The sequence below is a fragment of the Parashewanella spongiae genome (assembly GCF_004358345.1).
GTDB lineage: Bacteria > Pseudomonadota > Gammaproteobacteria > Enterobacterales > Shewanellaceae > Parashewanella > Parashewanella spongiae.
On sequence record NZ_CP037952.1, the window covers coordinates 3,939,789 to 3,952,354 of the forward strand.

Genomic DNA, 12,566 nt, shown 5'->3' on the forward strand with positions numbered 1-12,566 from the left:
TAGGGAACTAGCGATTTAGAAAGTACCAATCAATATTTTAAATTTTTTTTGTCATACCTGCAAAGGCTGGTATCCAGTGACTTTTATAGAAAAGCTTAAAGGCACTAGGCTCCAGTCTGCGCTGGAGTGACGAGGATTCATCGGTATACTTTCTTCCGCAGCATCCCTTAAATGGTGGCTTATAACCAAGTTGCTTAAGTCTGCGATGTAGCCTACTTGGCTTTTTCCACAGTCTTAATTGTATGCTTCTCAGTCGTCGCCTTAACCATGCGGCTAGCTTCTTGAACTCGTTGCTCGCATTCGCTATTCGAAAATATTGGCTAAAACCTCTTAGTTTCGGGTTTAACTCTTTTATCACCCGTTGTAATGGCTTACCACCGTTGCGTTTGGTGAGCGCTTTAAGCTGCACTTTGAAGCTTTTCAGTTTCTTAGCTTGGATTGTCGTATAGTTACTGCCAATCTCTACTCCGAGAAACTTTACCCCATCATCACTATGAGTTATGTGAGTTTTACTTCGATTTACTGTCAGCTTTAAGTCTTTTCGAGTAGCTTTGTCGCTTGCTTCAGTGCATTATCTGCACCTTTGCGACTGCGACATAATATCAGGATATCATCTGCGTATCTGACCAATCGATGATTTCTACGTTTCATCTCTTGGTCAAAGGCATCAAGGTAGATATTCGCTATCAGTGGACTGATAACGCCACCTTGTGGACCTCCTGTTACTGTTGCTTGCCAGTTGCCTCCTACGATAACACCGCTTTCAAGGAACTGTTTTATCAACCTTAAGATACTGCTATCTTTTACCCTTCTGCTTATGCTCGTTAAGATTAGCTCTTGGTCGAGTAAGTCAAAGCATTTGGATAAACCCATATCCACCACATGTTTTAAGTCATATTGACGGATAAACATCGTGGCTTTGTTTATGGCATCATGGCCGCTTCTGTGTGGTCGATATCCATAGCTTGATGGATGGAACTGCTCTTCAAATATCGGACTTAGTATACCGTTTAGGCATTGTTGTACGATTCGGTCTCGAACTGTTGGTATCCCAAGCTTTCTCACTCCACCATCATCTTTCGGGATTTCTACCCGTTTGACGGCTGAAGGTCGGTATTGCTTGGTTTTGAGTTCGATAAGAAGTTTATCAAGTTCGTTACTCAGATTTGAGGCGAATTGCTCTAAGCTCTGCTCATCAATTCCAGCAGTGCCTTTGGCTCTCCACACTTTCTTAAATCCGTTTTACAGTGCTTCTTTGTTAAGTAAGCGACCATACAAGCTGTAATAAACTCTCATTGACCTCTCTGTGTGCGTTGTTTCGGTTCAGTGTTTTGTTTTCATCAGTCGGTGTATTTCACTCAGCCTCAAAGCCTTCTAGCCCTTGGCAATTTACTTTGATATGACTGAAGCTGACTGAGTATATGGCGTTGCGCTATTTCGCACGCTTACCTCTCTATTATGCCGAATCAGGTTCGCTTTCGCTGTGTACCTCTAACTTCCTATGGCTTCCTTCAGACCTTGCCGTTAGCCAACAACGCCCTTGCCATTCGAATTATCTTCCCCTCAGTCTGGGTGATACAGGCTTCTTTCTGCCTGTCGGGTTTGCCAGCTTCGCTGGGCAAACAAAAAAAAGCGACTCTTTGAGTCGCTTTTTAACCGTAAAACCAATTTAAATAATTACTCGGCTACGATTCGTATTCCCGGAATAATCTGCTGTGCTTGTTTTCCTTTCTTTTTTAACCAACGATAAAACACAAAAAGCGTGATTAAAAAGCCACTTATCCAACAAAGTGATTGAACTGGATGGCTATTAAAGGTCAAAGCTTGATAAACAACTGTCCCGCTACCGTAAGCTAACCCGAATGTCCAAAGTGCCGCAAAACGCGCCCATTTAGCACCAAACTCATTCACTAATGCGCCCATAGCAGCAACACACGGCGTATAGAGTAAAACAAACAATAGATAGGAAAACGCAGCTGATTGAGTCACAAAACCTTTTTGCAACGCACTAAAGGTTGATTCATCAACCCCCTGTTCTTCCGCTGCAGCATTTAAATCTTTGATTTCGCCTACTGAAAGCGACAATGGATCTTCGATTTTAATGCCAAATAAGTTCTCAGGAATCGTCGCTAATGCTTCATTAAAGCTTTCAACAAAAGAAACTTCTTCCTCATTGTTATCTGCAGTGCTATACAAATTATTTAAGGTTCCTACGACAGCTTCTTTAGCAAAGATGCCAGTAATAATCCCTACCGTTGCAGGCCAGTTATCAGGCTCAATTCCCAGCGGGGAAAATAATGGCGTTACTTTTTGACTGGCAACACTCAAGACTGAGTTACTTGAATCTTCATTACCAAAACTTCCGTCCGTACCTATTGCATTTAAAAAGTTTAGGAAGGTGACCACAATCACAATGGTTTTTCCTGCACCAAATAAAAAGCTCTTAGTGCGCTTTGTCGTTCGAGTCATTACCGTTTTAAATTTTGGCATTTCATAATCAGGTAGCTCCATTACGGCCGATGAACTGTTACCTGGCAGCAATGTACTTCTCAGTAACAAGCCTGTACCAACAGCCGCAGCAATACCTAAAAGGTAAAGTAAGAACACTAAATTTTGACCTGAATGGGGAAAAAAGGCAGCGGCAAATAATGCGTACACTGATAATCGTGCACCACACGACATGAAAGGTGCCATCATGCCAGTCACGATACGTTCTCGCTCACTCCCCAGTGTTCTAGTCGCCATAATTGCAGGCACTGAACAACCGAAACCAACGATCATGGGTACAAATGCTTTGCCCGGTAAACCTATGCGGCGCATTAGCCCATCCACAACAAATGCAGCACGTGCCATATACCCAGACGCTTCAAGCACTGACAAGACAAGGAACAATGCCGCAATTACAGGAATGAATGTCGCAACTGTTTGTATACCTTGGCCAACGCCACCCGCTAATATGGTGATTAACCAAGCTGGTGCGCCAACATTTGATAGTAATGCGCCAAACTGATCGACAAATAAAGCCCCAGCAGTAATATCAAAAAAGTCTATAAATGCGCTGCCCACATTTATACTCAGCATGAACATCATATACATCATAAACAGGAATACTGGGATACCCATCACTGGATGCAAAGCAATTTTGTCCAGTTTATCAGTGAATGTTTGTTTGCCTGCATTATCAACAGCGATGTGATATAGCTTATCAACAAAGTTATACCTAACCGTCGCAACTGAAGTCTCAAAATCTTCTGTTTCTGCATGAAAGGCCTTATCTTTGCAGCTTTGCTTTTTGGTTAGTAACACCAAGGCCTGAGCACGATTGATTTCAGTATTCTCTTGCATCATGCTTGCGATACTAGATTCAATTTCCTGATCATATTCAATCGTAAGGTTTTGCTGATTATTTTCAGCAGATAAAAGCTTTTGTAATTCTGTTTTTACTTTTTCAATATCAGACTGATTGCGCGAGCAAACATCAATAACAGGACAGCCAAGCTCTGTACTTAGTCTTTTTAGGTCAGCTTTGATGCCGCGCTTTATCGCAACATCAAATTTATTGAGAACAACAATAACAGGAATGCCTAACTCACGAAGTTGTGTCGTTAAGTAAAGGTGACGTTCAATATTAGAAGCATCGACAAGGTTAATGATGGCATCGACTTTTTGGCTCGATAAAAATTCTTGAGCAATCAGTTCATCTAACGAGCAATCGCATCCCTCTTTTTCTGAAGATAAATCATAAATTCCCGGCAGATCCGTCAGCTTAATTGTCGCTTGATCAAGAGTAAATTCACCGGTTTTTTTCTCAACGGTTACACCAGCCCAGTTCCCTACTTGCTGGTTAGAACCCGTTAGGGCGTTAAATAACGTTGATTTACCCGCATTTGGGTTACCAACCGTAACGCAATGAAATAGCGTCTTCATTTATTTACCTCAATAGCATCTGCCAACTCATTACGTATACATAATCGACTGCCGCGAACATCAATCTCTAATCCTGATCCCATAGGCGCACGTCGCAAAAGTAAAACTTTGGCATTTGGCGTAATTCCCATAGACAACAATTTACGTTTTAATGATTGCGACATCTCACCATCACCTACTTTAGCAACGGTTACGCAATCACCTGGACTGAGTTCACTCAATTTCATTATTATATCCGCCTTGTCACAGCTTAATACTTCAGGCAAGGATTATACTCTGCCTTTCTTCTTATTACCTGTATCTGGATCATACTCCAACAATACTGGTAACGATAATGGTTTTCAATTCCATCAGCATTATGCTTCAAAAATGACTTTGAATAAATGCTTAGAGTTAATTGTTCAAGAAATAGAAAGAATTCCTTTAAACATAGAAACATCAGTTGACTGCGTTCTCAAGCATAGAAAAAATGGCTGATAGTAAGGCGTAGCTTGCAGCAAGTAGTTATTCTACTTGCAAAAGTTACAACGCAGATAGCAGTCATTTTAGCAAGCTTGTGAGCGTAGAGCACTTCACTCATTGGGTGAAAGCCATGATGATAAAGTCATCTTATTGACTCAAACAGTTACTCATATACTCAGCGTTCAACTGATGTTTTTAGGTTAAATAAGATGGCAAAAAACGTCCAAAATCCACTTACCTCCTACACTCTACCTTCAACACTCTTTGATGACACAAAACTATCTTCGTTAAACCTAAATAAATCGGTTGAACGCACAATTTAACTTTAATTTATTGAAATTAAATACAAAATGAAGCAACCAGAATTCACCCATCAGGTGAGTACTGAACATTCATATACTTGCCAAAATCACCGCTAGCGGCGTTATAAATTTTGCAAGTAGAAACGAAGTAACGACAGTTTTGTATGTCGGTAACCACTACTTGCTGCTATTCATGCCTTGCTATCAGTAATTTTTACTGCGTATATGAACGCTCCCAACCGATTTAATTAGGTTAAATTGAGTATGAATGCTCATCAGTTAATCTAATGCGCAATTATTATAACCTTTTGAATTTAATTGCTTTGTAATTCCTACGAAAGTAGAAATCCAGCGATTTTTCATTTTTAGAGCAAAAAGGCAATGGATTCCCGCTCAAAACATGCGGGAATGACGAAATTGCCACATGAAGTTATGTACATATCACTCACTCGTGGGTTGCCCTATTATTTAATAAAATAAGCTATGTGAAAGTAATTATTAATGTATTACTTAAATCAAAGAGAGCTTGTCATTAACATGTTGTATTTAATAAATTACAAACTTTTTTCAAACAACCAAATTAAATAAAACCTTACTAACTCCATCATTATTAGTAAACATTGATTAAAATAACCGCATTCAGTTTTACAGAGTTAAATTCAACACATTTATCAATAAAAAAACATTAAATAAACACTGATAACAAAAATAAAACTTAAAAAACCATAAATAAACAACAAAGCCATAAAATAAACTAAATAAGATTAATCGACACTCACATATTAATAAATTAGCAGCCTTAATATTATTAAGGTCACACTATTGTTAAAATTTAACATTTAATTATTAAGTTACGCGAAGGCTCTGATTATTGATGTAATTACTTTATTGTGTTTACATCTATCACGAAGTAAATCAAAAACGTTATTTATTCGTGATAATAAAACTGATTTGCAATTAAAAAAATAACTATTCAAGTGTTTGTTAGGGAGAAATAACAATGCAAGCTAATGCTGTATTAGCCAAAGCAGTACGCCTAGCGTTAATTGCTGGTGCAACATCTGCAACATTGTCGACCGCTACTGTAATCGCTGCGGAAGATTCTGAAAAAGTAGAACGTATTGAAGTTACAGGTTCACGTATTAAGCGTACCGAGCTTGAAGGTGCTTCGCCAATTACAACAATCGATGCTGGTAATATCGAAAAAACAGGTGTGTTGAGCGTAAGTGACCTACTTAGACAAAGTAACCTTAATTCGTTCGGTTCTTTCTCAGAACGTTCTGGCAGTTCTGCTCAGTCGCAAGCAAGCATTAACTTACGTGGCGCTGGTTCAGACCGTACTCTTGTATTGCTTAATGGTAAGCGTATGCCTGGTTCACCAACTTTAGGTGGAACATCAGTAAACCTTAATACTATTCCTACTGCAGCTATTGAGCGTGTAGAAGTTTTGAGTGATGGTGCATCTGCTGTTTACGGCTCAGACGCTATTGCTGGTGTTGTAAACATCATCCTTAAAAAAGATTTTGAAGGACTAGAGTTTTCAGCTTCAACATCTGCGCCGACACAAGATGGCGGTGAAGAATGGAAAGCGCACATTGTCGGTGGTGTTGTTGGCGAACGCGGTAACATTAGCTTCTCTATGGAACACTTGAATCGTGAAATCATTTTTCAGCGCGATCGTTGGTATTCGCAAGCTACTGGACAGGACGCTGTAAAATATAACGATACAACTGGTATCTCTTTATTTGCACGTAACTTCGAAGATGAAGCGACAGGTAAGCTTCAGCCTCTAGCTGCTTGTGATAATCCTAAAATGGTAGGAAACGGTCACATTTTTGATGCTGGAGGAGGCGATTATGCTTGTGGATATGATTATACTTCTGTTGCCGCTGATCATGCTGCTCGTAGCTATACTGCTGGTTATGTTAACGGTGAATATGAACTCACTGACGAAGTCATTTTCCAAGGACAAGGCTTATTCGCTCGTAACGAAACCTTCGGTCGCTTTGCTCCAGCAGCAGGCTCTTTTGACGTAGATGCAGGTGTTGTTGACGTCAGGAATTATGATGAAAACGGTAATTTTACTGGCATCACTAAAAATGCTAAGAAGGGAAGTATTTACTACCGATTCACTGATGTAGGTACTCGCGACTCCGAGACTGTTGATTACAGCACTGATATTCAACTTGCTTTAGTTGGTGAACATGATGACTTTAGCTGGGATGTGACTTATCACTACAGCTTAGCCGAAAACAATAACTTCGGTACTGGTTATGTGCATCGTCCCACAGTTGAAAAATACGTTCAAGACGGTACTTTCAACTTCGGACCTGAAGGCAACACAGCTGATGTTATTGCTGACATTTCTCACAATATTCTAAAACGCGATACCATGAAGTTCCACAGCCTAAATGCAGGTGTAACGTTTGAAGCCCTTGAATTACCAGCAGGTATGGTAGGTTGGTATTTTGGTGCTGAAGCACTTAAATACGACTTTAATGCAGATGTAGATGCACAAACTGCTGCTGGTGATGTAATTGGTTCATCAGGTAACGGTTCAGCTGGTACTCGTGATGTCGTTGCCGCTTACATGGAATCTATTGTTCCTGTAACAGATGATTTAGAAATCAACTTTGCACTTCGTTTCGATGATTATAACGATTTCGGTAGTGCCACTACGCCAAAACTAGGTTTAAGATATCAATTACTTGATGATGTAGTGGTTCGTGCATCATGGGGTAAAGGTTTCCGCGCTCCGTCACTGACTGACTTATATGCTGCCGACTCATTCAGTTCTGATAGTGCAACTGATTTCCATTACTGTGACGTAATTGACACTTCTGTGTCTGATTGTAAAGCAAAACAATATAATGTTACTCGCAAAGCAAATTCTGAACTTGAAGCTGAAAAATCAGATTTCTATAACGTAGGTATTATTTGGGATATCACAGATAACCTAAATGCTAAAGTAGAGTACTACAATCTTGATATTGATAACGTAATTCAATTCATCAGCCTAGATGCACTTCTAGAGCAAGAAGCTGTTGTTGGTTATGGTAATCTTGAGCAAGGTAAAATTGTTCGTGCAGGCAATAGCCCTGACGGAAAAATAATTGAAGCAGAAACACCACAAGTTAATGGAGCTGCTTTAAACACAGCTGGCATCGACTTCAGTATCAATTACACAGGTTTAGAAACTTCATTCGGTGAGTTTGGTACAAGTTATGACCAAAGCTACGTATTGAAGTATGAAGAAGAAGAGTTCTTCAATGGTCCAGTGGTTGATAAGATTGGTCGAAATGGCTTACCAAGTCTACGTTTCACGTGGACAATTGATTGGAGCATGGATGATCACCACGCTTCGCTTATTGCTAAGTATATCCACGGCCAATACGAAAAAACCACTAAAGGTGAATCTAGCGGTCACATAAACTCACAAGTTACCATGGACTTTAACTACAACTACCAAACTGAATGGGATGGTAAAGTAAGCTTTGGTATTCGTAATATTACTAATGAAGATCCAGTATTGGATAGCGACTTAAACTACGATTCTGGCTTGTATAATATTTATGGTCGTACTTACACGACCACTTATACTCAAAAGTTCTAGTTTTCCTAGCGTTCCGATATGAATCTTTTTAAAAGCAGCCTTATGGCTGCTTTTTTATTCTAGAAAAGAGACCAGGTTACGCTGCCTTTGATGCTTTTGAGCATTCAGTGTTGTGAGCCGCTCGTTTAGATAATAAAGCTTCACTGCCTACGTTTTAAACAGATAATCGCTCAAATAATACCAATTACAATAATTAATCTCTCACTCAGCAAGAACTAAAGGGTTTCAGAGCAAGGCACAAGCTCGAAGTACTATATTCCCTACGGCCGCCATACAAAGCTGGCGTTCAACGCACTTCGTGCTTTTTTCGGAATAATTCAAGTGCTTGTAACGCAGTAATGTAACCCTTTAGCCTTGCCCTTCGGGAGCTTGTATGTGCTCAATTTGGTTTATAAAGAATACTTCTCAAAATTGTCTTGACGTAGCAATGTAATAACGACAGTTTTGTATGTCGGTAACAACTATGTCTTCATCAATTTCGATTGCACTTTGTGCACATACATAGCTCTGAGTTGAGTATTTAATTACTGTAATTGGTATAACACAAAACTCAATCCTAAAAGTTCATCATACCCAAAAAATTATTTAAAATAATATAAAAAGTGGGTGATTTACCATCAAAATATAAGTCATGGCAATTCATCCTTGATCATATTCTTAATATGACTTCATCACTATTTTATTACAAAATAACATATTTAGATTAAATATTAAGCAATCAGATATTAAATTTAAATTATTACACTTGAAATTTTCTTACACAAACATCAAGCATAACAATTCAAAAAGAATGAATTTCGACCATCTGTTAACAATAGAGGTTACATTCTAACCACATGTTAATCAATAAGGTAAATAACATTCATATTTAAATTTAAAATATCTAGATTTAACATTTAACATTTGCCTAACTGTTTTTATGACATGTTGCTGGATAATTATTAATATGTTTATATCCTCCCAAGTAAATAAAGATACATATTTGTTAAGTATCAATTATATTTACAACAAAATAAAAACAAACAAAAAATTAAACGAACAATTAATTAATGTAGTTAGGAATATAATAATGAAAACCAATACAACATTAACAAATGCTATTCGCCTTGCTTTAATAGCAGGAACGGCATCAGCAACTTTACCTGTCACAAATGCTATTGCTGCCGATGGAGTTGATAAAGTTGAACGAATTGCTGTAACTGGCTCTCGTATCAAACGTACTGATATGGAATCAGCAAGCCCAATCAGCAGTATTGATAGCTCTACTATACTTGCATCTGGTGCTACATCAATTGATGATATTCTACAAAATATGACCGCTGCAGGCGGTGCCATGACAAACTCTGGCATCAATAATGGTTCTGGCGGTAACAGTCGAATCAACCTACGTGGGTTAGGTTCTAATCGTACTCTAGTACTTGTAAATGGCCGTCGTATGATTGCATCAGGTACTGGTGCTGCATCAACTGTCGATTTGAACACCATTCCAGTTTCAATGATTCAGCGAGTAGACATCCTAAAAGATGGCGCTTCGGCAATCTATGGTACTGACGCTATTGCTGGCGTAGTTAACGTGATTTTAAAGCGTGATTTTGATGGCTTAGAGCTGAACGCTCAAACAGGTATCTCTGGTCAAGGCGATGCTGACGAGACGAGCTTAGATTTAACATTAGGTAATACCTTTGATAAAGGTAATATCGTACTTAATGCCCAGTACACCAAGCGTGGTGATGCGAGCCAAGCTGATCGTGACTTCTCCGACTGTCCTATATCAGAATCAAAAGACGGTTTATATTGTGGCGGTAGCTCTTACTCACAAGGCGGCCATGTTTGGGGAAATAAAAACCACGAAATAACGAAGTCTGGTAAAGACAAAGATGGCAAACCTATTTATGCCGTTGGTGATAGTGGTTTTTACGGTAAATATGTTGCTGACAAAGATGGCAACCCAGTTTTTGAGTATCATGATGATGCTAAGAAACAAGCTGATGTTAGTGGTCGTGGTGGTGAATACCATGATTTCGTTAACACAGGCGAAAACAATGATAAATACAACTACGCTAAAGACAGCTATCTTTCTACACCAATGGAAAGATTGAACCTGACATTTGCTGGTACTTATGAAGTATCAGACACCACCATGTTCTTCGCTGAAGCGATGTATACCAAACGCTGGTCTACACAGCAAATGGCTCCACAACCAATTTGGAGTAAATCTGATTGGGTTTATGATCCTATCAGTGCTGGCGGTTGGATGACGGATGATTTAGTTGATTTTGTACAACCTGGTGAAGCGGTAAGTTATGGTCGCCGTATGGTTGAATCCGGCACTCGTGACTTTTCACAAACTGTCGACACAGTTCGTCTTGTTGTAGGTCTTGAAGGTGAGTTCGATAATGACTGGACTTGGGATGCATCATATAACAAAGGTAAAAATGACTCAGTCGATACACTAGCAAACCTACACAACATCGGCGCGATTGATGAGGCGGTAAAGAATAAGACATTTGATCCTTTCCTTCAGTCTTCATGGCAAGGCGAGAGCATTGCACCGTTCATTTACACTGAACTCAACAGTGGTGGAAGTGAGTTAGACATAGCATCCGCTAACTTAGCAGGTGAATTATTCGAACTACCTGCAGGTGTTGTTGGTTTTGCTTCTGGTGTTGAATACCGTAAAGAATCGGCACACTACACGCCAGACTCTTTAACGGCTCAAGGTTTAGCAAATGACCCACGTGTTGAACCTACTGCAGGTTCATTTAGTGTAAAAGAAGCTTATGTTGAATTAGCTATTCCTTTGTTGAGCGATATGCCTCTTGCTGAGCATGTTGAAATCAGCACTGCAATGCGTTTCTTTGACTACAACACATTTGGTTCTGATAATACTTGGAAGCTAGGTCTAACATGGCGCGTAAATGAAAGCCTAATGTTCCGTGGTGTGAGCTCTACCGCATTCCGTGCTCCAACAGTAAGTGAATTGTTCGGTGGAGAATCTCCATCGTTTGATCAAGTTGTTCACCCAGCAACAGAGCAAAGCCAAGCTCAAGTAACGGTTGGTGGCAACCCGTTATTGACGCCTGAAGAAGCGGATACAATCACGGCCGGTGTTGTGTTTGAACCAAGCTTTGTAGATGGTTTGTCTTTCACTTTGGATTACTACAAAGTAGACATTACAAATACTATTACTAAAGTTGATTCTAACTACATTGCGAATAAATGCTTAAGCGCAAGTGGTACTCAAATCAACACTGATACAGCTTTATGCCAATCAGCCGATATTAAACTAGATTCGACAGGTCGTATCACTTTCAATAACGGCTTACAAAACATTGGTGCTTCTAGCACGTCTGGTTTTGATTTCAATGCAGCTTATAATTTTGAAGCTTTAGGCCTAGATTGGAACGCTAACTTAGATACATCTATTCTTACTGAGTTTGAAGAGCTTGATCCAGATGGCAATGCCGTTGATTACCGTGGTTTTGTTACTGGTGGCGTTGGTGCGTATGCCAAGCTTAAAACTAACTTAAACTTGAAAGTGTCAGGTGATGACTGGTCAGCGACTTATGCGGCACGTTACATAGATGGAATGGATTCATTTGCTTGTAAAGATGATCCAAGTAAGTGTATCGCTCCAACTGTTGACAGCGTGATATATCATGATTTGTTAGGTTCGCTAGCCATAACCAACGATCTCACGATTTCAGGTGGCATAAAAAACATGTTTGATAAAACACCTCCTTATTACTCAGGTAATAATGACTCAAATACTGACCCTTTTACTTATGACGTAATTGGTCGCTATTTCTTTGTAAGAGCAAACGTTAAGTTTTAATTATCGTTTTTGTTCATAAAAAGATAAAGGCTCCATTACTGAGCCTTTATCTTTCCTCCAACTTTAAGGAATGCTATAAGATTAAACTTTGTATACCTTCTCGATAAAAACCATTTCCCAGTTGGTTAAAAAGAAACAATAACAAAACACAATCAAAAACTTATGTAACACCATATTTTACTCTTCTATCGATATAATTTTACAAATAAAATATAATGCCTTATAAAAATTAACGATTAAACATTATTAAAACAATATGTCACGCTTACCTGATTTTACAGGTGATTTCCATGTTAATATTATTACTTAAAAGATAAATCAGTCCTTAAATGTGCAAAAAAGCCACATATTGCACTCCCCCCTTCCTCTATGGTTATATCAGCGATACTGTGAACCAGATCTACTGTTTACCTCTACTCTCTGTTCT

General features: G+C 39.1%; 6 protein-coding genes. 2 read left to right on the forward strand and 4 right to left on the reverse strand.

The window, feature by feature from the left end; translation table 11 throughout:
* Positions 1-37 precede the first annotated feature (37 nt).
* From E2I05_RS22665 to E2I05_RS15775, 4 genes are all read right to left on the reverse strand, one after another.
* Complete coding sequence (locus E2I05_RS22665) at positions 38-409, reverse strand: group II intron maturase-specific domain-containing protein (protein WP_243641152.1); 372 nt, start codon at positions 407-409, stop codon at positions 38-40.
* Between the two features lie 122 nt (positions 410-531).
* The gene (locus tag E2I05_RS22670; RefSeq protein ID WP_244935397.1) at positions 532-1,227 is read right to left on the reverse strand and encodes a reverse transcriptase domain-containing protein; all 696 of its coding nucleotides are present in this window, start codon (positions 1,225-1,227) and stop codon (positions 532-534) included.
* A 450-nt stretch (positions 1,228-1,677) separates the two neighbouring features.
* Positions 1,678-3,927, reverse strand: a complete 2,250-nt coding sequence (feoB, locus tag E2I05_RS15770; RefSeq protein ID WP_121853257.1) for a Fe(2+) transporter permease subunit FeoB — start codon at positions 3,925-3,927, stop codon at positions 1,678-1,680.
* Positions 3,924-4,154, reverse strand: coding sequence for a FeoA family protein (locus tag E2I05_RS15775; RefSeq protein WP_121853258.1), 231 nt, complete (start codon positions 4,152-4,154; stop codon positions 3,924-3,926). Before E2I05_RS15775 ends, feoB begins: the two co-directional genes overlap by 4 nt.
* Before the next feature lie 1,537 nt (positions 4,155-5,691).
* Here E2I05_RS15775 and E2I05_RS15780 point away from each other — a divergent pair.
* Both E2I05_RS15780 and E2I05_RS15785 read left to right on the forward strand, forming a co-directional pair.
* Complete coding sequence (locus tag E2I05_RS15780; protein WP_121853259.1) at positions 5,692-8,304, forward strand: TonB-dependent receptor plug domain-containing protein; 2,613 nt, start codon at positions 5,692-5,694, stop codon at positions 8,302-8,304.
* 1,069 nt (positions 8,305-9,373) lie between these two features.
* Positions 9,374-12,139 carry a TonB-dependent receptor plug domain-containing protein gene (locus E2I05_RS15785; RefSeq protein ID WP_121853260.1) on the forward strand — a complete coding sequence of 922 codons (2,766 nt, stop codon included), beginning with the start codon at positions 9,374-9,376 and terminating at the stop codon, positions 12,137-12,139.
* Positions 12,140-12,566: the final 427 nt, after the last annotated feature.

Bases quoted from the DNA above. Each gene is read 5' to 3' on its own strand.
- feoB (WP_121853257.1), bottom strand. From the start codon at position 3,927: ATGAAGACGCTATTTCATTGCGTTACGGTTGGTAACCCAAATGCGGGT.
- E2I05_RS15775 (WP_121853258.1), bottom strand. From the start codon at position 4,154: ATGAAATTGAGTGAACTCAGTCCAGGTGATTGCGTAACCGTTGCTAAA.
- E2I05_RS15780 (WP_121853259.1), top strand. From the start codon at position 5,692: ATGCAAGCTAATGCTGTATTAGCCAAAGCAGTACGCCTAGCGTTAATT.
- E2I05_RS15785 (WP_121853260.1), top strand. From the start codon at position 9,374: ATGAAAACCAATACAACATTAACAAATGCTATTCGCCTTGCTTTAATA.